This is a genomic window from Sporosarcina ureilytica, from assembly GCF_001753205.1.
GTDB lineage: Bacteria > Bacillota > Bacilli > Bacillales_A > Planococcaceae > Sporosarcina > Sporosarcina ureilytica.
On sequence record NZ_CP017560.1, the window covers coordinates 2,194,979 to 2,216,283 of the forward strand.

Genomic DNA, 21,305 nt, shown 5'->3' on the forward strand with positions numbered 1-21,305 from the left:
CTGATTAAAATTAAAAGCAATAATGGAATTTGTTACTAAAAGAATTGCAACTAGGATTGAAAGGTTAAACCCTGTCTTATTAGACATCTCTCTCATCTCCTCTCTTCTGAAATCCCTCAGGCTTGGGCCTTATATGAGTCGCATGCGCTACAAAAGCAATATTCCGACATTTCATATTTTCATATATTGAAATCTAACACCTTATGTATATACTAACATAAGGATTAGATTTTATTTGAAAACATTCTGAACCTTTCGCCTTTCACGTTAATTTTAATTATCATGTTTGATTGAGTGACCCGTAACTCGCATTAGAAAAAACGGCGTCACTAATCCGACAATAATATGTGAAGTTTAATTAAATGATTGCAACTTTTTTAAATATGAATCGACTCACTTATAAGGAAGACGATGCAGGGAGCCCAAATATATGTCTAAAAACAATCCATTTTACTTAATAGAGGAGATTTACAATGAACATTATCGTTATTTAAAGAACTTTTTAATTGGATTAACGAAAAGTGATGAAATAGCGGATGACATTATTCAAGAATTATTTGCAAAGATACTCATGACACCTACTAGAATTCTCGAAGTGAATTATATGAAAAGTTGGTTAGTCAAATGTGCAAAGAACACTTTAATTGATTATTACTGAAAAAAGAAACCCAAGTTGTTAAACGATGAAAATATTATTGAATCACTATTGGTTGACAATTTCACACCGGAAGTAAGTGTGCTAATCAATCATGAATTAGAGACCATTTTAAACCAGTATTCTACGACTGATCGAGCCATTATTCTCGCAAAAGAATACTATGGTTATCAGTATACAGAAATTAGCGAACTACTAAACATGCCTGTATCCACATTAAAGTCTAGAGTTTTCAGAATGAGAAAAAGTATCATCCAAAGGAGGCAATCAAATGAATCATGATCAAAAAATTCATCTATTAGCCCAAGAGTTAATTCCAGTGATTAATGATTTAGATAATGAACCTAAAAAAATCATTTTAGATCATATGAAGGACTGTGCTGCCTGTAAAGATTTATATTCGAATACATTGGAATTTGAAGAGAATATGCCTGCGCTTAATCCTCCAGATGACATTGAGGTAAAGCCTTTGAAAAAACTTGTGCAGTTTAATACCGGCTTGAAATTGTTATTGGTGGCGATAAGAGGGTTGATTTTGTTTTACATTTTATACACAAGTATTCGTTTTTCTGGGACCGATTTAATAGACCTTTCTTTCGTCCAGCCAGCTATTTTTTTATTCTATACACCTGCTGTCATCTTTCTCTTGATATTCACGTTCACCTTTTTTAATAAAAAATGGTTGTGGGGATCTTTAGTAACTGATTTATTTATCATTCTATTCTTGGGTAAAGTATTACAGTTTTTCTTTTAATAACGGGAGGGATTCACATGGTATTTTTAATTATTTTTATCGGTATGTTTTTGGGCTTTATAGTTTTCACCTTTACTTTTATTGCAGCTAAAAGAAATGGCAAATATTATTTGGCGCCAATTATCCCTTTCTTAATGTCGATTGACATTACCGCATATGGCCTCTTCTTTGTGGGTGGATTTGACGGAATGGCGTATGGATTTTTGGGATTAGGATTTCTAGCCGTGAGTATTATGGGAACATTATTATTACCTTTATTCCTCCGAAAGAAATCTTCACTGCAAATTAACACGCGAGATAAAATTAGTCTTGGCATTTTACCCATTCTATTTTTCTTAACGATTGGATTGATCATTTATTCAGATAAGGGCTACTGGGTTATTCATGAAGGAATCACTAAAGGAGAAAAGGAGGGTTATAAAGTTGAGACGATTTTGGAGGGAAGAAAAGAAGTTTTATTAATACTAGGGGACGATTATTTGGGTAAAGCAATCGAAGTAAAGAAAGTAAGCCGCCGCGGACCTACTGAAATTACGGTGGAAATTGTTGAAGGTGAGCATACGGATATGGCGCCTTATATTCGGATAGGTTTGGATGAAATTAAAGAACCTTTAAAAGTTCAAACAACAGATGGTGTTATTTTTGATTCAATGACAGTAGAAGACTATTAATAATATTGCAACAGAATGATAGGGCGATTTTGGATAAATTTAAAAAATACAATGTAAACATCAAGTAAAATATATACCAAGCATTTACCAGACAGCACCTATATTGGAAATGGTGGGAGTCGAATACTAGTCTTGTAGAAAAGTTTTTATAACACTTCTTTCAGTCTCTTCAACAAGCTAGCGCTGCATGACGAGTGGAAGGCCTATAAGGTTATGTACCAGGTACATGAGTTATTCTGGATCGTTCGCGTACCTGGTACTGTTAATTGCACAGGAACCCGTCACTATGGTTTCCAACAAATGCAACAACCCTTATTACACCAACACTGCTTGATCGCTTTCCAGTTGTTTTCCGCGTATACGTTGGAATTCGTCCATTAAGTTTTTAATCGTTAGCTTTCTCTTCTCTTCTCCGCTCACATCAAAAATAATTTTCCCCGCATCCATCATAATTAAACGATTTCCCATATCGAGTGCTTGTTGCATATTATGCGTCACCATCAACGTCGTTAATTGGTAGTTTTCAACAATTTCAGACGTTAAATTAGCAATGAGTTCTGCACGTGCAGGATCGAGTGCTGCAGTATGTTCATCCAATAATAAAATATCAGGCTCTGTAAATGTTGCCATTAATAATGATAGCGCCTGTCTTTCTCCACCAGACAATAAGCCTACTCTCGCATTTAATCGATTGTCCAATCCTAAGTTTAACGTTCGTAACGCTTTCTTGAAAAATTCTCGACGTTTTTTCGTCACGCCAAGCCACAATGTTCGTTTTTTATTGCGTGAATAAGCAATCGCTAGATTTTCTTCTATCGTCATTTCTGGCGCAGTTCCTGCCATAGGGTCTTGGAAAACACGTCCAATATATTTTGCGCGACTATATTCTGGCAAATGCGTGACTTGTTTCCCATCAATCAATATATCCCCAACATCGGCAATGAGATTACCAGAGATAATATTCATTAAAGTGGATTTTCCAGCACCATTTCCACCAATGACCGTAATGAACTCCCCTTTTTTCAATGTTAAATTCGTGTTTTTTAAAGCTCGTTTTTCATCCAATGTTCCTTCGTTAAAAGTAATCTCTACATTGTTAAGCTTCAACATTTTTAACATGACCTACTTTCAATGCGGCACGTTTTGCGAGTCGGCGCTTTTTCTCTCTTTGCACTTGTACAATTTTTGGTGTCACCAATGCTAGAATGACAAGAATAGCCGTAATGAGCTTCATATCCCCTGTATCTAAAAATCCAACTCGAAGCGCTAATGCAACGACTATCCGGTAAATCACTGCACCAAGAATAATAGCCAATGTTGCCCGCGCAACTGTTTTTGCACCAAACAATGCTTCGCCGATAATGACCGAAGCAAGCCCAATAATAATCATCCCTATTCCCATACCAACATCCGTAAACCCACCATATTGTGCAATTAAAGAACCTGACAATGCAACAAGCCCATTCGAAATTCCTAAACCGATGATAATTAATGTATCCGTATTTGCTGAAAAACTACGACTCATCACTTGGTTATTTCCTGTAGCTCTCAGCCCTAATCCAATTTCAGTTTTCAAGAAATAATCAATGATTATTTTCATAAGAATCATGATGATAATCATCATAAATACAATGCCCCACGTCGCCGGTAAACGTTCGATTCCCATAGAGCCCAATACATTATGAATGACACCATCAATTCCCGTTTTCTCCCACACTCCGATGAACTGATTTTTTAAAGTAGACTCCCTTGATAAAGATAAATTGGGTTTCCCCATAATTCTTAAATTAATAGAATAAAGCGCAATCATCATTAAAATTCCAGAGAGTAACGCATTTATTTTTCCCTTTGTATGTAATATGCCCGTTATACAGCCCGCGAGAAACCCAGCGAATGCCCCAAGGATTGTCGCAAAAATGGGTGGTACCCCATTTATAATGGAAATTGCAGTAACTGCACCACCCGTTACGAAACTTCCATCTACTGTTAAATCAGGAAAATCCAATATTCTGAAAGTCAAATAGACACCAATCGCCATAATCGCATAAATCAAACCCGATTCAACAGCACCAAATAAAGCTAAAAACATCGTTATTTTCACCTCAATAATCTCTTTTTATTGACAGATAAAACTACAACTTTGAATATATTGTAAATTAAAGAGGTAGTGATTCACTACCTCCACTAGTTATTCTATAATCTCTGCATCGTCCCAGTCTGTATTCCATTCAATTCCTTGTGCTTCTGCCGCTTCTTTATTAATATACAACTTTAACTCTGGCGGATATTCTGCACTAATTTCACTTGGTTTTTTACCATCTTTTAAAATTTCTGCTGCCATTTCTCCCGTGCGATAACCAATTGAGTAATAATCAAATCCATAGGATGCAAATCCACCTAATTCAACAGAATCTGGTTCCCCTACAATGAGCGGAATTTGTTGTTCATTGGCAATATCTACAACGCTATCCAATGCAGAAACGACTGTATTATCTGTGAAAATATAAAACACATCAATATCCCCGGCTAAAGACATGGCCGCTTGTTGAACATCCGCTGACGTCGCAACAGTTCTTTCAATTAACGTTAAACTTGTTCCGTCTGCAATCTCTTCAATGGCTTTCATTTGCGCAACAGAGTTTTGCTCTCCCGCATTATAAATAACTCCAACTTTTGCATCTTTAAAATATTGATCGATAAATTCAATTGTTTTTTCAATTGCATCTGGATGTAAATCAACAACACCTGTAATATTTCCGCCTGGACTTTCCATCGATTCAATAAGATCTGCATCTACTGCATCTGTCACAGAAGTAAATAAAATTGGGATATCACTCGTTGCATTTTGAGCACCCAAAGCACTTGGCGTTGAGTTTGCAAAGATTAAATCGACACCATCCGCAACAAACTTATCTGCAATGACTGCAACATTATTCATATCATTTTGGGCACTTTGATAATCAATTTCCGCGTTGATGCCTGCATCTTCAATAGCTTTCTTAAATCCTTCAGTCGCAGCATCAAGCGAAGGATGTTCTAATATTTGTGTCGCACCAATTATGTATTTCTCACCGCCGCTATCGCTTCCACTTTCCTTCTCACCGTCACTTCCACAAGCAGCCAAAATAAACATACTGATTACCGCAAGAATCGTTAACTGTAAAGACTTTTTCATCTGACTATTCCCCCCATACATAATTATCGGAAACCTCTAAACTTGTAGATTTATATATTATACTAGGAAGACTTCCCTGAAGCAAGGCAATTCAGTATTGTCACATTTTGGAGAAAATAAAAAAATCAAGTCGCCAAGCTTTCTTTGAGCGATATGGGCAGGCTTTCCGATTTCATTATGCGAACTAGCAAACATGTTACAATAGAAGAAACACAAAGATAGACAGGAGCAGACACGTTGAGGTTGAATCAATATATTAGTTCTTCGGGATTTTGTTCCAGAAGACAGGCGGAGCGCTATATTACGGCTAAAAAGGTGCTAGTGAATGGTAAGATTGCCCCACATGTTTATTTTGTTAAAGAGGATGATCATGTCGAAGTAGACGGTCACACCATCACGCATACGGCACGAGACATTTATATGATACTTAATAAACCGAGCGGGATCACTTGTACTGCCTCCCCTGCTATTGCCGGTAATATTATCGACTTTATTTCCTATCCTGAACGGATATTTCCGGTTGGACGCCTGGATAAAGAAACAGAAGGTCTCATTTTATTAACCAATGACGGGAGTATTGTAAACGACTTAATGAAAGATGAGCATCAACAGGAAAAAGAATATGTTGTTACCGTCAATAGAAAAATAACGGATACGTTTATAAAAGATTTATCAAACGGTGTAGACATTTACAATCCGAGAACAAAAGGCTATACGACGACTAACCCTTGTACAGTTACTCAGTTGGACAATTTTACTTTTCGCATAACATTAACTCAAGGATTGAATCGACAGATCCGTAGAATGTGCAGACGATTTCAATATACTGTCACGCACTTGCAAAGGGTTCGAATCAAGCATATTGAGCTTGGACCATTGGGGCGTGGCCAGTGGCGTTACTTGACTGAAGAAGAGATAGCGAAGTTAAAATCGTGATATTTTTAAAATAGCCTGACAACGCTAATGCGCTGTCAGGCTATTTCACATTAATTTTAGGTATCTATGTTACAAACATTCACGTTAATTCACACACATGCACAATCATACAGCCCGCCTTCACAGATATCAGCTTCGATGGATATCTATACATTTGTAGCGCATTATCAGAATAGTTTTTGACACAGGTGCTTGACCCATTTATTTTATGAATACAAGTCATCCGAATTACTTATTTTAGATGATTTATATTCAGAAAGAACGTAAATATCTCCGATAAGATTTACCTTTTTAACAGATAATTTTCTTTTAGCAATAACTTTTAACTTAGACTTACTAATTTTAGTGATATAAATCTGTTCTTCCGATGAAAAGACATTATAACCACAAATATTGTACAAAGGATTCATAAATAACTGGTCATTTTTAACGTAAAAGGTTCCTATGATGATAAATAATATTAAGTTAATTGTTAAACTTCTAGCACTATTTACATCCATGGAAATCAAAGGAACTATATAGGTCACTATATACCCCATAGTATCTTCCCTAATTAATTCAGCATCCTTTATAGTTCCAACTCTTCCATCTGTATTAGCATACACCAAAAAAAATAAAGCCACACCAAACAAGGATAAAAACAATAAAACTAATACCCCCCCCCAGAAAAATGCTACTGAAGTACTTGTATGGAAAAATTGATTTATAAAATCTTTAAAGGATAATATCTTTCCATCGGAATCTGTAATCTGGAGGTTTTGGATTATTAGTAATAAATATAATGGAATAAAAGATGATAGGTAGAAGAGTATTTTTTGAATTGTTCGAGTAATTTTCATAACTCATTCTCCATTCTTTTACTTTATTGTGTAATATCTTCCCCTATGCGTCCCAATAATAGGGACAGATAGTAGGCATCTGCAATACAAAAGAGTATCTGGCTTCTAACTTCCCTGTTGCGCGTATACACTATTTGTCCATTTTCATTCAATTCAATATCCAAATTAGCTCGTGCAATGACATTAGGAAGTGATTCTGCTGTTTGCAAAAATCCCTCAATCCTGCCAGGGGTGTTAATAATCTTTGTGATTCTTTGAGATGCTTGTCTATCATTCAAACAGTCCTCACTAAACTCATCAAAATTTGATATTACATTACCTTGCTGAATCTGACCTAATGCATAAGTGGCTCTTTCCGTAAAGTAATCTTGCAAATTAAAGATAGTCTGTAATGCAAACCTATTTATTATTAGCATTTCGTTTTGGAACACTAATATATCGATATCACTATCCAAACCGATAAACAAATCATTCTCAAGCTTTCTCAATGTGCTGTCTTCTAATACCCCAAGAAACCCACGTCTTATTTTTCTCATCTTGGAAAATCTACGGAATATATAGAGAGACTCGTCATTATGCCTAAATTTTATACAATAAAAATTAATAGTCTCTAGATCTAAATCTCCCAAATCACCATGTATGTTCTCTTCCGAATTAATTTCCTCAATTGTAGTCTCTACATGTGCCACCTCCAAATTTGCGACTGAAAGGTAGCCATCCTGACCTACATTTGGATTATACTCTTCTTGTGGTAGCTCGAATAGTCTTGTTTCAAAAATTTCAGCATATAAATTCTTAAGATCTTCTCTAACCCTTTGGTGCACAGACGGTTGATAAACTTCATAATTTTCACCTATTTTTTGTACTAACTTCACAGAAACTGAATCTACTTCATCAGTATCAAGATTTTCTATAAACTCCTTAAGTTCATTTATATTCAAGTTAATCATTCCCCTTTCAGCACTACTATTCGACATTAAAAGATAAAAACCTTCTATTTCCCGGCAAATTAAAAAAGGTGTCTATTTAAGACCCGTTCACAATAAATCAATTATCTGAATAAAAAATACAATCTAAAGTTAACCAAACGCTGCTTCCGTTTACTACTCATGTAACTTCCAAGTATATTCTGAATAGTTTTCAACACAGGTACCCGTCACTAATGGGGTTCGACACTGCACGAACCCTTGGTCGGGAAGGGAGTAAAGGGATATTGGACAAAAAACTAGCCCCTGATACTAAACCGTCTTAATTTTTATTGAACTAAGATTAAAAAATCATTGAGTCAATTTTTAGTATCTATTGTTCTTCGGCTCTTCTTTTCCTTCCTCTCCCTTCCGCTCTGGATACTATTTTATGAATTTTTAAGTAGATGGGCTATTTTTTTACAAACAATAGAAAAAATGTGTAAGCGTGCTCCTTAAAAAAGGGATTTTCATCTCCTCCTAGGATCTTTGAGTCTATATTTTTTTCTCCATCGGTCCATATCCACTCGCCGATTCAGATGATCATCAAATAATTCTTTATATGCTTGAATAGTTCTTTTAGATCCGGGAATTTCTGGATATTTCTCATCCTCTACCAAGAATATATGCTTTAGCAAAGCGTAATAAACAACGGTAGTGAATACTTCCCCCTTATCCCATTCAACTTCTATTTCATAATCAACTTGGTTCGTTAGAACAACATCATATATATCCAGGTCTGTAGAATGATTTTGTTGAATTTCCTGAAGGCTTTGCCAATGTGAATCCGAACCCTTATCTAAGTCATCTTGAATAAGGGGAAGAAAAAGTTCTTCAAAGGTAGGATTCCAAATATGAATATTTCCCCTCTCTTCATAGAGTAATGCAATTAGCTTGACCAAGGAGCCACGCTCGTCATAAAACATATTCTTTGCTATCAAAAAACTATGAAAATAGTCACCTTCACTAAATATTGCATCTAACAATTCAAACTGTCCTAGTTCACGGTAGTTTATATGTTCTTTTCGTCTAGCAGTTACCAGAATGTAATCATCTTCACTTAGAAACATGGAAATATATCTCTCGGTAAAATCTGGAGTTGCATAAATATCAATTGTTACATTATAAAAGCAATTACTTAGGCATTTACTGAACCCTACTGGCATTGTTGCATAGCCAAAATCAATCATTTTAGATTCCATTCTTCTTCCCCTCCCTAACGTGCTAAAAACCATATTTTAATAATATTGATTTTCTTTCCTCTGGTTAACTTCCTTTTTATGCTGAATTTCAAAAGCGGTTGCAAAATCGGATAGTAGATTGGATTTGTTACTTAATTCATCTGATACCCACGGTTGTAATAAATATGGAAATAGTGCATTGTTTAAATCACTAACCATATATTGTGAAGTTGCCTTACCAATCATGTAGTTATGTTCAAGTTCTAAAACTGAACCGTCGTGTAATGGTAAGGGCAAGGTACGATTATCCTCTTGATATAGTGCATATATTATGGCTTTTTGATAGTTATTAAGTTTTTGTAGCCTTTTTTCTGCATTAGCATAAAAATCCCTTTTTGCTTTTGCATTTGAGATGGATCTAGCTGTTTTGTATAATAAGTTGACAATTAGGATACATACTGAAACAATGAAAACTATCCCAATAATGAACCCATATTTATCTCTAAATTCCAACATGAACATTTGATCTAATAAGGATGTTGGTGAAAACAGAAGTATACCACTTGCTAAGGATAGTGCAGCCATAATCGTGGTTGGCAAGGTAAGAATCTCACTAATATTAAAATCAATTTTCATAATATCCCCCAAACATTGTACTTTTCTAATATTATACTACACCTTTTGCATACTTCTCTGCTTCCTTCTCTATTTGATAAATAGTCTTTTCCCATACCAGGTAACTTATAAAAAAAAGATCAATCTCCTTGGAACATCACGAATTGGAAACAGAATACTACAATATACAGTGAGGATAACAACCGTATGTAATATTATGGAAGAATTATTAGGCCATTAATTGTCGAATCAAAAAGACCGAACCCATATTGAATCCGGTCCGAAATTCTATTGACTTTTAATTGGAAAACTATAGATACATAATTAATCCATTACGGTTTTCCTGATGATTAACAAATGTCCATTTCTAATTATTTCTTACTGCTATCCATTTCTTCTTTATTTACTTCTTCATCTGAAAACTTATTATGTATCCACAAAAACTGCCTAGCGAGCTCTTCATTTCTTGGTACATCCAAGAATTCAGGATAACGTTCATCTATTACCAAATCATCATAGACTTCATTTATAGTATCCACTATAATAGTTGGATCTAAAACTTTTTGAATTGCATCATAATTGTCTCTACGAAAACTTGATTTTCTTGAACCAAATTCTCCAAATGCAGTTGGAGTATAAGAATTAAGTAACTCGAACACAAAATTCTTGTCAGTACGTATTTTTCTTGTGATTATATTTGTTGCCTCTTGGGACTTCCCATATTCATTCCAAATTGATAGTACATGGGGAAAGTTCTGTATTTTTTCAACGTCAATATGGTCTATGTTACTCAACTCAAAAGTTATTCTTTTGGCCAGAATGCCTGCTAATTTTGCGTATTCTTCGCCAGAGAAACCTCGAGGGTTTGGATGTTCCTCTGTATCTCTTCTGAACCAAGTAAAGCATGCAGTAGCGAAATATAAGGTGTCTGCATTAAAGATTACATCTTTCGCTAACTTGAACTGCTCTTCTTTACTTTTCAGATTTTCTATACAGTCACCAGTGAACATTGCTCCTTGTCCAAAAGTATTCATTGACCTAATAAACTGAACTGGATTAGGAAAATTACTACCTATCTTCGCTATAGAAATTGCTAAATTTCTGGACTGTAATAAAGTAAAATTTTTACTTAACCTTCTTAACTTTGAAATGAAAGTTTCTGCATTCTTATCAGACAAAATCGCTTTAATTTTATTTACAATCTCTTCTTCAGAATGATCCTCACTAAATATTAACAATTCATTAATTGCTAAATCTGAAACATCTTTAGTGGATATTGCATATGTGAAGTATCTTTGAAAATATTGCGGAGAGCATATTCTCTGCTTTTCACTCCATATTAATTCCGAGCTTCCACCATAATAATTATTACCAAAAACGCTGTTGAGCCTAGGAAAGAGAAAGCATAACAAGTCTATAATTTGTTCCATTTCCTCTTGTGTAAATTCATTTAAGGCAGATTCAATTCGCTCTTTCCTTCTTGATTTTTCCTTTTGGTCAGTGCCATAGCTACTTGTACTATCTTTCAAAAATAAACTCCTATTGTCTCGAATTAAAGCATAAAATTCTGGCAAAAGAACCCTAATTCCTTCAATTAACATTAAATCAACAACATTGGCTTCACTTTTTAGCATAGGCAAGGAAAACATCAGAATATTTGAATACAACTTTGCTTGTCTAGGTGTCTTCAAATGTACCTCTAATCCTTTAGAGAAATTGCTAAAAAATTGCCTAACATCTTCCTCTGTTAATACGATATTAGAGAAGTTTAATACTTGGTCAATTTCATTAAAGCAAAAGTTTCTTAAATCTTCGCTTTCTATTGAAGGAAGTTCTAATGGAACCTGAATTATTTTTTCTAAAAATGAATTTCCCGTCCCTATAGTATTATCACCGTATCGTTCTTGTAATGCTGACGATACTACATATTTATCAAATGCTAATACATAGGCTGTATATTTAAAATCTGCTGTTAACTTAACTAATCTAAACACAGCATGTATTTCATTTTTTTCAAGTCTATCAATATCATCTATAAGTATTACTACTCTTTTTTTCTCCTCTTCTAAAAGTCTTTCAATTCGTTCTCTTAATTCTTCAATATCTGCACCAGAAAAGAACGATTTTACTCCTTCTGCAACTCCCTCGTTACCAAGAACAGAAGCAAGTGGCTTACCGTACTTCTCAATAAGGCTGCCTATTCTTTCCTTTCCCGTTTCTATAGACCTATCAATCGCTGTAGCCAAGTCATTGAAGAAATTAATGAGCATTTGGTCTTCGTCACCAAATCTCCATGGATTAAATTTTAAACAAACGACGTTTTCCTCTGTTTGAAGTTCACCTTCTATAAAGTTTAATACAGAGGTTTTCCCGTCACCCCAGGCACCATATATTCCTATTACAATACTACTCGAATCATTTCTTTTAGCTATTACATTGGCCACTCTCTGTGAAAATGGAAAACGATTAAATTTGTCAAGGGCAGCATCATATATTGGAGCATCCGATGAATAGTTATGCGGCGGCTTCATTTACAAAATCCTCCTTCATTTAACAATATAAATCCATGCTTGAAATTTTTCTGCTGTTCTTCTTAATATATAATATCAAATAACCATAATCCTTCCCTAAAATATTAAAATCAGTTTTGGTATAAAGGTTTATCTATTTCTATCTCATCTAAAATAACATATGAAAGACTTTTAAAGTACATCTCTTTTTCTTTATTTCATCACAGGTATAACTAAGTAAATCACATCTTATATCCAGTTTGACCTTCAAATAACATTATAACATTGACTCTTTTGTATTATGGCAATTCTTTACTCAGATCACTTACAACCGCAATATAAATGATTTATTACAATCTAACTAAATTTCTTTTCTCAGATATGTCATACAAATATATTTTAAATTTTTTGCCCTCAAAGTTTGATAAATATAATAGAAAGAAGAATGGGGAGAAAAGAGACGAAGAGAAATCAAAAAAACATTGATAAAGTATTGATCATATTGAACTACCCTTAGAATAAACATAGTTATATCAGGGTTTAGTATGAGAAAGATATTGAAAAAGAGATAAAAAAACCCGGAATCCTATTGAGGAAAACCGGGACAATATTGAGTTAAACATGGGAATCGTAAATGTTTATTATAATTGAAACACGAAAAATTGAGTTAAAAATCGGTAATGTTTATTATGCCTAGAAATTGTTTATTTTAGTTAGACAATGCACTCACCAACAACCCCACTACTTCTACGTGATAAGTCTGGGGGAACATATCAACCGGTTGGACCTTCTTCAACGCATAACCAAACTCCTTCAAATGCACAATATCTTCCGCAAATGTTTCCGGATTACAAGACACATAAACGATGCGTTCTGGTTGCGCACGCCCGATTCGGCGCATCACTTTCCCGCCTGCACCTGAGCGCGGTGGATCTAATAACAATAGTTCAGGCTTGCCAAATTCCTGCAGCACTTCGTCAATCCCGTGCCGCGCATCTTTTGCTAAAAAGCTCGTATTGTCAACGTTGTTATCACTTGCATTTCTTTTTGCCGATGCGATAGATGCTTCCACAAGTTCAATACCTGCCAGCTCTTTCACACGGCTCGCAAAAGGCAGGGAAAACGTACCGACCCCACAAAATAGATCAATCATTTTTTCTGTTTCTTTCGGCTTACCCATTTCAATCGCCAGCTCAATTAATTGCTTCGCTTGTACAGGGTTTGGTTGGAAAAACGTATCGAACCATAGACGGAATTGATAGCCCATAATTTCATCGTAAATAAAATCTCTTCCGTGTAACAGATGCGTTTCTTCCGCCTGCGAACGATCCGCTAAATCACGGTTTTCCAGCCATAATAAACTTTTCACAGTCGGGAATTTCGTTTCGATTCTTGACACGAGATCTTGGATACCCGCCACTTCATCGGGCCCTGCCGTCGCAAAAATCGCTAGCATAATTTCACCCGTTACAAACGACTGTCTCACCATCACGAATCGAAGTAATCCCTCAACTGTTTCTTTATTATAGCCCGTTAATTCATGCGCTTTTACCCAATCGGCCACCTCAAGTACAGCTTCTTTCATTTCTGGCTTCATGATGTAACAAGTTTCTAGCGGAATGACATTTAAATAATTACCTTTTTCATGTAAACCAAGTGAACCATCTGGCGCAAAAGTAAACTCCATTTTATTACGGTACGTCCAAGGATTTTCCATGCCGATCGTTTCTTCTACTAACTCAGCATCAAAGCCTTCTTTTTCTAAATACCCTTTTACCGCATTCGTTTTCTGACGTAATTGTCCCTCATAAGAAAGATGTTGCCACGAACAACCGCCACATTTTTCAAAATGCGGACAACGCGCTTCGACGCGGTCCGGATGCGTCTGAACAAATTGGTCAACGCTTGTTTGCCATTTTCTACGTATCGCATGCTCAACCGTTACTTCCACTTCTTCACCGGGAATCGCATAAGGAATCATCAAATGCAATCGACTCTCGTTCCCCCGTTTCGTTTTCCGCATCGTCACTGACTCGCCGACCCCGCGATTATCAAAATGGTCAACTTTTACTTTAAAACGCTTCCCTATCATCTATAAAACACCCTTCTATCTATCTTCAACAGTTCATAAATCGTTTATCGCAAAAATGAATCCAATACTATTCATTTTACACGAAGGAACAGATCTGAACAACGGTACCCCTGAATTAAATAGAACGATACATACAAAAACGTTTCAGAAGTCTCAACTTCTTTTAAACTAATTTCATATAGTGCTCGACAAATTCGGGATAGTCTTTTAAGTCTTTCTTACCTTTTTCACTAATTGCATAGACGCCTCTTTCTACTCTTTCAAACCATTCGTCGTAGTTTCTAATGAGTATTCGCGATGTTTTATCTCCAGTACCAATTTCCCGCAACACTTTAGCCGATAATGGACCATGATGGATCAAACAACAAGCGATGTGGATGCAAGTCTCTTTATAGGCAGTCATGATTTTCCTTTGGCTGCTTCCACCTACATTAAAATCCCCAGTCCTGCCTTCAATCTCTGCTAATAAACGAGTCCTTCGTTTCTTACTAAGTTGCATACTTTTCACTCTATCAAATGAAACCGGATGATGGATTATTTGCAACTGTTCCTTGTTTTTTTGAAATGAAATCACGATTAACCCGACCTCTAATCTCCTCAGCAAATAACAAATATTTCGCCACTTTTGTGAACGTAAACTATAGGTAGGTTTGGGAATGGCGACATATACCTGATCCGACAGTCGTTGCCTTTTCGTCGCTTGCATGACTAAGTCTAAATTTAACCGCATTTTTAATTCGATGATAACCAATTCGTCATCTTTCACGGCCACTACGTCACAATCATGAACCTCCCCGTAAACATCATATCCTTGTTCAGTAAAGTAATTTTTAACGGGATCATACAAATCAACTTCATACAATTTTGTATCTTTGCCTTTCATTTGAATCAACCCCCACTGATAGTATCTCAAATACTATCGGTTAAGCACAATTTTCTCCTTTTGAACATGTGTAAGATATGAGAAAAACACAAAAATGCTAGTTCCAATAACACAAGAACTAGCGAATATAGAAATACTGGGACGATAATTCAATCTTTTTCCTCTTTCATTAAAATTATCAAATTGACTTTTTTTCTTGAACATATTCTGGCTATTAAACGGAAACGGGCACGATCCTTGTCTCATGAGCGCACCCGTTAGTTTAAGAAGCTATTGTTTATTTTCTCTTGTTCTTCAGTCTTTCTGTTAAATCATTAAATTCTTGGGATACATCTAGCATTGGTATTTTTTCAGTTAACGAAATCCCCTTTTGAATAGATTTAGAAGCTTCTTCAAATTTTTCGGCTTTAATTTGGGCATCTGCCAGGGAATACCAATAAAACCAGGCATCCATTTCAGAAATTTTATCTCTATAAAACCTGTCAATTTTTGGATAATATTTGGAATATAATTCTTTATCATAAACTAACTTTTCATCATTCCATTTTAGTACATCAACTAAATAACTATCACCAACATACTTTTGCCAAACCGCTATACCGACTTTTGGATTTCCTTTCACAATGTCAATTTTATGGTAAGGAACATCAGCAATCTTTTTGAATGAGTTGTTAACCCATTGGAAAACTTCAAGTTCGCTTCCTATGTCTGCACCAATCGTTACACCGAATAAATATTCTTTTGTACCATCACCAGTAATATCTGCCAAACTTGAAAAATCCAAACCCACTCCTTTCTGCCTTGTTTCCCAAACTTTCCGCCAATCAGCATTTTCCTTTTTTAGTACGATTGCACCAAAGTGAGAAGGGGAAGGCTGTACTTTTTCTTTTATTTCAAAAGTAAAGATTATTTCTTTCTGCCCGTCGTGATTAAAGTCATAGAGTTGAATTGGCTGAGTGGAGGAAGGCTTTTCAGGACTTATAAGCGACGAGTTCGGTGGCATAAATTCCTTAATAATTTTTATTAAGTCTTTTTTCTGGTCCTGATTAGCGTGAACAGTAATCAAAATAAAGTTAATTGCCGCGAGTGGTAGCAAGATTAGAAGCATTATTTTCTTCATCAATCTGTCCCCTTTTCACACCGGAATCTCAAAGATTGTAATCCCTTATGTTATTTTGTGTAGTATGGACGTATTTAGAAACGGAATACTTCAACAATTTTAGTGCTAACATTTCATTAATTTTGCACGATAATCGAATTACAATAAAAGAGTCGACTTCCTTTATGGAATCGACCATTTTTATTTGTTCTTGTTTTTGCAGCCCTGTTTCATTTATGATAATTTCTCGTTCAACTAAAGCACCCGATTGAAGCGTAGTCCTTATACAATAACCGCGCCCGATTGTTGAAAAAACATAAATAAAAGTCACTTTCATTAAACTTTGCAAGTCGTGAATTCACCAAATTAAGAGACTTCCTGATTTTTTCTAATTCCCATATAAATAAAAAGAGCCCCGACAATAAAGAAGAAAAAGCCCTCTGAAAACCCTTAATTTGTGTCAAGATACTTATAGTGGTTTAAACTTTCACGACAGTTTCATGTACTGGTACGCGATAATCTAGTAAATAAAAAAGACTGTCACAGAAAATCAGTTTTCACTGACTTTCTGGATAGCCCACATTTTTTTATGATGAATTATTGGAACTGACTTACCTTTATGCCCCGTTCATAAAGGTAAATCAGTTCACCTCTTTCAAGTACTCCGAAAATTTTTCAAGACCTTCCGTCAACACCTTAGTCGAACAACAATAACCAATACGGACTGTCCCTTCTAAACCAAAACAACTGCCTGGGGCAATAAAAGTGCCACTGTCGTTATATAAATTAATACAAAATTCTTCCGAAGATATTTTTGAATCATATTTAAGAATAGCAGTTGTCCCCCCTTCAGGTTTAATATACGAAATCTTATCTTCATTACTAACCCAATCATCTAAAATCCGTAAATTATCACGGGCTATCTTTAAATTTCGCTCCATTATTTTGTCATAGTTCGTTAACGCATGTACAGCCAAAAGATCATCGAGCATTCCATTACTAATTGTCGTATAATCCCGGCGTGTAATACATTTTTGTATAACTTCTTCTGAAGCGACTATCCATCCTAATCTTAGACCTGCTAAAGAAAGTGATTTTGACATACTTCCTGTGCTAATTCCTTTTTCATATAAATCTGCAATAGCCGGTATTTCTGCTTCAGGATTTTGCCATATCCCTCTATAAACTTCATCGCAAAGAAGATATGAATCGTTTATGCGTGCAATTTCTACAATCTTTTTTAAATAATCTGCATCCATTACTGATCCAGTTGGATTATTGGGATTGTTAATAATAATTAACTTTGTTTTTGAAGTTACTAACGACTCTAATTCTTCCAAATCTGGTAAATATCTATTTTCATAAGTTAATGGCAGATGTTTAACAACCGCCCCAAAGGATTCTGGAACTGAGTGTAACTGTTGGTAAGTCGGATCTACACAAACGACCTCATCACCTGGTTCAATTAGTGAATACAACAGTAAGAAATTCGCACCGATTGCTCCGTTCATTGATAAAACGTTTTCAGGTTTCATTGTTTTATACAAATTGGCTACATTTTCCTTAAACCTAGGGGAGCCAGTAATATGTCCATACGATAATCTAAGTTTAGAAATAGAATGGAAGTATTCATCATATGAATCTCCAGATAACGTTATTAATTCTTCCATAGTTAAGGAATCCACACATGTTTCCGCTAGGTTATATACCGCATCATCTTCATACTCATTCATCCACTCTTCAATTGCAAATTGTTTAATCTTCAATTGTATCCATCCCCTTTATTCCACTGTTTTATGAACTTCAGTTAATTCTCCCACTAGTTCTTCATCCACTTGCACACCTAATCCAGGCAAGTCAGGAAATTGTAATACGTCCCCCTCAAAAACCACTGTATCTACATCCCGTGAAAACATAAACGGGCCGACAAGTTCATTGGTCTGAATTATTCTCCTCGCTATCGATAGGTGTGCCCCGGCCATTGTCCCAATCGCTGACTCCACCATGGATCCTAGTTGACATGGCATACCTGAAACTTCGGCCATATTGGCAATCGCTAAAGACGGATAAATGCCACCAGCTTTCATAAGTTTAATGTTTACCATATCCGCTGAACGATTTCGGATTACATTTAATAGACCTTGCGGACTATGTACCCCTTCATCTATCATAATTTTCGCGTGAGAAACGGAGCGTATTTCTTGTAGTGATAAAATATCGTCAGCTAATACAGGCTGCTCATACCACTCGACAAGACAATCTTTTGTATTTTTAATTACAGTAAGAGCACCAATTCTATCCCAGCCTTGGTTTGCATCTACTCTTAACTTAACTTCTTTCGGGATTGCATTTCGAACCGCACGAATTCTTTCGATATCAGTTTCTACATCGGTTCCCACTTTTATTTTAACATTGCTAAACCCTTCGCTAACAATCCGACGTGCATCCTCTGACATTTCAATTGGCGATTTTATGCTTATAACTTGTGGAGCAGTTAGTTTCTCGTTTGCTTGTCCGCCAATAAGTTGATACACAGGCTGATTTGTTATTTTCCCCATTAAATCGTACAATGCACAATCAATTGCTGCTTTAGCTGATGGATTCCCCCAAATTTTCTTATTCATTTTATGATGAATAAGTTCAATTTGAAATGGATTTAAATCGATTAGTAAGGGGCCTAATTCATTTTTTAACACTTCAACGACTGTGTGCTCTGTTTCCCCAGTAACATGTTGATCAGGAACAGCCTCACCCCAACCTATCAATCCATTTTGCAATTCAATTTTCACTAAAATAACCGGCATATTTTCATACCGATCATACGAAATAATAAATGGTTCTTTTAAAGGCAAGTATATTATATATATATCGACTTTTTTAATTCGCATGGTGAATCCCCCCTATTACTTATGCCACGATATAAACCTACTTGAATACAGTTAAATAAGATTTGCTAATACCTTATCTTTATTATCTTTTAAAACAGCGACTACTTTTTTTGCAGTCGTAATGTCTTGAATTGATAAACCAGTTGAGTCAAATATTGTTACATCACTTTCAGATTTCCTACCTTGTTTATTGCCCAATATTACTTCTCCAATTTCGTTTAAATTTTTTTCAGAAACAATCCCATTGTTGATAGCGTGCTGTACTTCTCCTCTTTCAATGCATTGCTCAATGCTATCTACAACAATTGTAGCCCTTTCAAATAAAGTCGGGTCCAATTCTTTTTTTCCTGGCATATCAGCACCAATACATGCGATATGCGTTCCAGGTTTCACCCAATCACTTTGAATTAGTGCTTCTTTACTTGACGTTGTCGTAATAATTATATCCGCCTTTTTTACACATTGTTCCAAATCAGTGAATGCGGTGTAATTTAATGGAATTTTCTTTTGCATATCTTTTATATATCGTTTAGTATTTTCGTCATTTCTACCCCAAACAAATACTTCTTTCAATTGGATTACTTTAGACAATGCCTCTAATTGCATCCGGGCGATTATTCCAGTACCGATGATTGCAACTTTATCAGAAAATGGGTTCGCTAAGTATTTCACAGAGACAGCCCCTGCTGCCCCTGTTCTCATATCAGTTATTAGTCCACCTTCCATAATTGCGAATGGGACGCCATTTCTCACATCAATAAGAATTATCGTAGCTAAACCATTTGGTATGCCATAGTTTTCTGTATTATTGGCATATCCACTTGCAATTTTCACACCGACAACATCGTCGATAAGATCGTATCCGGATTTTATATCAATTTCTCCACTGTACTTTTCAACCTCAAAAGATATTACAGGGGGCAAGATGACTTTTTCATCTGAAAACTGTTTATATGCTTCTTCAACTGAACCGATTACGTCTTCCCACTCCAACACTTTCTCGATTTGATTTTTCATTAAGATTATTGTATCCATTGTGTTTTATCACCGCCTTCAAATGTTTCGTAAAACTGTGAAATTCTGGCCAAATCAACATTTCCTCCTGTCGCAAACGTTACAATCTTTTTCCCTTTAATATTTTCAATAAGTCCTTTTTGAAGAGCAGTGATCCCAACAACTGCTGAACCTTCCAACATATAGTGATGATGCTTCGCCATCCAATAGACGGCTTTTGCAACGTCTTCTTCTTCCACTAATACAAAGTCGTCTACAATTCCTTGTGCCAGATCAAAGTTACCTTGCGCAATTCCTCCATGAAGTCCTTCTGCGTAGGAGGGTAGGTACTCTACATCGACTAACTCCCCGGCTTTAAATGCATGATACCAAGGTGGAGAAGCGTATGTTTGAATGCCAATCACTCTAATTTTTGGATTGATTGCTTTCGCGACAAGTGCAACACCGCATAATAATCCGCCACCGCCTGACGGCACGAGTAAAATATCAATATCCGGAACCTTCAGAAATGCTTCTAATCCAGCAGTTCCTTGACCCGCGATAACATCGTCATCTTCAAAAGCATTTATGAATGTACCGCCAGTTTCTTCAGCTAGTTGCAAAGCGTAAATTTCAGCATCATCGTATTGATCTCCATGAATAATTAATTCACCGCCGTACCGTTTAATTCCATCGAGTTTAGTTTGCGGTGTTGGTGTTGGAACAACAATTTTCGCTGAAATCCCTTTTAATGAAGATGCATAAGCAACCGCTTGTGCGTGGTTACCAGCTGATGCTGTCACAACACCTTTTTGTTGCTCTTCTACCGTTAACATATCAATTTTATTTAAAGCACCTCGAATTTTAAAAGAACCTGTTTTTTGTAATGCCTCCATCTTGATATGCACCTCTGCACCCGTTTCTTCGGACAGGATATCTGAATAGACAAGTGGAGTTTCATTAATTCTTCCTTTTAAACGAACAGCTGCTTTTAAGACGTCTTGAAATGTAACTTTTAACAATTTTCCACCTCCTGATAAAAGACCATC

General features: G+C 35.7%; 20 protein-coding genes. 5 read left to right on the top strand and 15 right to left on the bottom strand.

Translation table 11 applies throughout. From position 1 onward, the window contains the following. Positions 1–430: 430 nt before the first annotated feature. Genes BI350_RS17235 through BI350_RS10870 form a run of 4 tightly spaced genes read left to right on the top strand, consistent with a single transcriptional unit; the run spans position 431 to position 2,080 of the window. Positions 431–658 (top strand): RNA polymerase sigma factor, encoded by a 228-nt coding sequence (locus tag BI350_RS17235; RefSeq protein WP_245698248.1) that lies wholly within the window; start codon positions 431–433, stop codon positions 656–658. Between the two features lie 15 nt (positions 659–673). Then, positions 674–937 (top strand): sigma factor-like helix-turn-helix DNA-binding protein, encoded by a 264-nt coding sequence (locus BI350_RS17240; protein ID WP_245698249.1) that lies wholly within the window; start codon positions 674–676, stop codon positions 935–937. Next, positions 927–1,409 carry a hypothetical protein gene (locus tag BI350_RS10865; RefSeq protein WP_075528134.1) on the top strand — a complete coding sequence of 161 codons (483 nt, stop codon included), beginning with the start codon at positions 927–929 and terminating at the stop codon, positions 1,407–1,409. Before BI350_RS17240 ends, BI350_RS10865 begins: the two co-directional genes overlap by 11 nt. A gap of 17 nt (positions 1,410–1,426) precedes the next feature. Then, positions 1,427–2,080, top strand: coding sequence for a hypothetical protein (locus tag BI350_RS10870; protein ID WP_075528135.1), 654 nt, complete (start codon positions 1,427–1,429; stop codon positions 2,078–2,080). 315 nt (positions 2,081–2,395) lie between these two features. On the opposite strand, the gene BI350_RS10875 is transcribed toward BI350_RS10870, so the two are convergent. From BI350_RS10875 to BI350_RS10885, 3 genes are all read right to left on the bottom strand, one after another. Then, positions 2,396–3,190: an ABC transporter ATP-binding protein gene (locus BI350_RS10875; protein WP_075529344.1), complete on the bottom strand. Its 795-nt coding sequence runs from the start codon at positions 3,188–3,190 to the stop codon at positions 2,396–2,398. Next, positions 3,177–4,169 carry an ABC transporter permease gene (locus tag BI350_RS10880; protein ID WP_075528136.1) on the bottom strand — a complete coding sequence of 331 codons (993 nt, stop codon included), beginning with the start codon at positions 4,167–4,169 and terminating at the stop codon, positions 3,177–3,179. The genes BI350_RS10875 and BI350_RS10880 overlap by 14 nt, the downstream gene beginning before the upstream one ends. 99 nt (positions 4,170–4,268) lie before the next feature. Then, entirely contained in the window at positions 4,269–5,255 is a 987-nt protein-coding gene (locus BI350_RS10885; protein ID WP_075528137.1) for an ABC transporter substrate-binding protein, read from the bottom strand. A gap of 237 nt (positions 5,256–5,492) precedes the next feature. Between BI350_RS10885 and BI350_RS10890 the strand changes: the two genes are divergently transcribed. Continuing rightward, on the top strand, positions 5,493–6,191 hold the full coding sequence (locus BI350_RS10890; RefSeq protein WP_075528138.1) for a pseudouridine synthase: 699 nt from the start codon (positions 5,493–5,495) through the stop codon (positions 6,189–6,191). A 206-nt stretch (positions 6,192–6,397) separates the two neighbouring features. Here BI350_RS10890 and BI350_RS10895 read toward each other — a convergent pair whose 3' ends face one another. From BI350_RS10895 to BI350_RS10955, 12 genes are all read right to left on the bottom strand, one after another. Continuing rightward, positions 6,398–7,030: a hypothetical protein gene (locus BI350_RS10895; protein WP_075528139.1), complete on the bottom strand. Its 633-nt coding sequence runs from the start codon at positions 7,028–7,030 to the stop codon at positions 6,398–6,400. A 23-nt stretch (positions 7,031–7,053) separates the two neighbouring features. Continuing rightward, complete coding sequence (locus tag BI350_RS10900) at positions 7,054–7,971, bottom strand: Kiwa anti-phage protein KwaB-like domain-containing protein (RefSeq protein ID WP_075528140.1); 918 nt, start codon at positions 7,969–7,971, stop codon at positions 7,054–7,056. 494 nt (positions 7,972–8,465) lie between these two features. Then, positions 8,466–9,197 carry a hypothetical protein gene (locus BI350_RS10905; RefSeq protein WP_075528141.1) on the bottom strand — a complete coding sequence of 244 codons (732 nt, stop codon included), beginning with the start codon at positions 9,195–9,197 and terminating at the stop codon, positions 8,466–8,468. Positions 9,198–9,233: 36 nt separating this feature from the next. Next, positions 9,234–9,812: a superinfection exclusion B family protein gene (locus BI350_RS10910; protein ID WP_082295056.1), complete on the bottom strand. Its 579-nt coding sequence runs from the start codon at positions 9,810–9,812 to the stop codon at positions 9,234–9,236. 350 nt (positions 9,813–10,162) lie between these two features. After that, positions 10,163–12,322, bottom strand: coding sequence for a KAP family P-loop NTPase fold protein (locus BI350_RS10915; RefSeq protein WP_075528142.1), 2,160 nt, complete (start codon positions 12,320–12,322; stop codon positions 10,163–10,165). 688 nt (positions 12,323–13,010) lie between these two features. After that, the gene (gene rlmD, locus BI350_RS10920; RefSeq protein ID WP_075528143.1) at positions 13,011–14,393 is read right to left on the bottom strand and encodes a 23S rRNA (uracil(1939)-C(5))-methyltransferase RlmD; all 1,383 of its coding nucleotides are present in this window, start codon (positions 14,391–14,393) and stop codon (positions 13,011–13,013) included. A gap of 163 nt (positions 14,394–14,556) precedes the next feature. After that, positions 14,557–15,276 carry a DUF2161 domain-containing phosphodiesterase gene (locus BI350_RS10925; RefSeq protein WP_075528144.1) on the bottom strand — a complete coding sequence of 240 codons (720 nt, stop codon included), beginning with the start codon at positions 15,274–15,276 and terminating at the stop codon, positions 14,557–14,559. A 277-nt stretch (positions 15,277–15,553) separates the two neighbouring features. Further along, entirely contained in the window at positions 15,554–16,396 is an 843-nt protein-coding gene (locus tag BI350_RS10930; RefSeq protein ID WP_075528145.1) for a hypothetical protein, read from the bottom strand. A gap of 620 nt (positions 16,397–17,016) precedes the next feature. Further along, positions 17,017–18,141, bottom strand: a complete 1,125-nt coding sequence (locus BI350_RS10940) for an aminotransferase (RefSeq protein WP_075528147.1) — start codon at positions 18,139–18,141, stop codon at positions 17,017–17,019. Positions 18,142–18,156: 15 nt separating this feature from the next. Next, positions 18,157–19,263: a mandelate racemase/muconate lactonizing enzyme family protein gene (locus tag BI350_RS10945; RefSeq protein ID WP_075528148.1), complete on the bottom strand. Its 1,107-nt coding sequence runs from the start codon at positions 19,261–19,263 to the stop codon at positions 18,157–18,159. Between the two features lie 51 nt (positions 19,264–19,314). Continuing rightward, positions 19,315–20,298 carry an ornithine cyclodeaminase family protein gene (locus tag BI350_RS10950; RefSeq protein ID WP_075528149.1) on the bottom strand — a complete coding sequence of 328 codons (984 nt, stop codon included), beginning with the start codon at positions 20,296–20,298 and terminating at the stop codon, positions 19,315–19,317. Beyond that, entirely contained in the window at positions 20,286–21,278 is a 993-nt protein-coding gene (locus tag BI350_RS10955; RefSeq protein WP_082295057.1) for a threonine ammonia-lyase, read from the bottom strand. Before BI350_RS10955 ends, BI350_RS10950 begins: the two co-directional genes overlap by 13 nt. Between the last annotated feature and the right edge of the window lie 27 nt (positions 21,279–21,305).

Excerpts from the sequence above, each read along its gene's own strand:
- BI350_RS17235 (WP_245698248.1), top strand. The coding sequence starts at position 431 with ATGTCTAAAAACAATCCATTTTACTTAATAGAGGAGATTTACAATGAA.
- BI350_RS10865 (WP_075528134.1), top strand. The coding sequence starts at position 927 with ATGAATCATGATCAAAAAATTCATCTATTAGCCCAAGAGTTAATTCCA.
- BI350_RS10870 (WP_075528135.1), top strand. The coding sequence starts at position 1,427 with ATGGTATTTTTAATTATTTTTATCGGTATGTTTTTGGGCTTTATAGTT.
- BI350_RS10875 (WP_075529344.1), bottom strand. The coding sequence starts at position 3,190 with ATGTTGAAGCTTAACAATGTAGAGATTACTTTTAACGAAGGAACATTG.
- BI350_RS10880 (WP_075528136.1), bottom strand. The coding sequence starts at position 4,169 with ATGTTTTTAGCTTTATTTGGTGCTGTTGAATCGGGTTTGATTTATGCG.
- BI350_RS10885 (WP_075528137.1), bottom strand. The coding sequence starts at position 5,255 with ATGAAAAAGTCTTTACAGTTAACGATTCTTGCGGTAATCAGTATGTTT.
- BI350_RS10895 (WP_075528139.1), bottom strand. The coding sequence starts at position 7,030 with ATGAAAATTACTCGAACAATTCAAAAAATACTCTTCTACCTATCATCT.
- BI350_RS10905 (WP_075528141.1), bottom strand. The coding sequence starts at position 9,197 with ATGGAATCTAAAATGATTGATTTTGGCTATGCAACAATGCCAGTAGGG.
- BI350_RS10910 (WP_082295056.1), bottom strand. The coding sequence starts at position 9,812 with ATGAAAATTGATTTTAATATTAGTGAGATTCTTACCTTGCCAACCACG.
- BI350_RS10915 (WP_075528142.1), bottom strand. The coding sequence starts at position 12,322 with ATGAAGCCGCCGCATAACTATTCATCGGATGCTCCAATATATGATGCT.
- rlmD (WP_075528143.1), bottom strand. The coding sequence starts at position 14,393 with ATGATAGGGAAGCGTTTTAAAGTAAAAGTTGACCATTTTGATAATCGC.
- BI350_RS10925 (WP_075528144.1), bottom strand. The coding sequence starts at position 15,276 with ATGAAAGGCAAAGATACAAAATTGTATGAAGTTGATTTGTATGATCCC.
- BI350_RS10930 (WP_075528145.1), bottom strand. The coding sequence starts at position 16,396 with ATGAAGAAAATAATGCTTCTAATCTTGCTACCACTCGCGGCAATTAAC.
- BI350_RS10945 (WP_075528148.1), bottom strand. The coding sequence starts at position 19,263 with ATGCGAATTAAAAAAGTCGATATATATATAATATACTTGCCTTTAAAA.
- BI350_RS10950 (WP_075528149.1), bottom strand. The coding sequence starts at position 20,298 with ATGGATACAATAATCTTAATGAAAAATCAAATCGAGAAAGTGTTGGAG.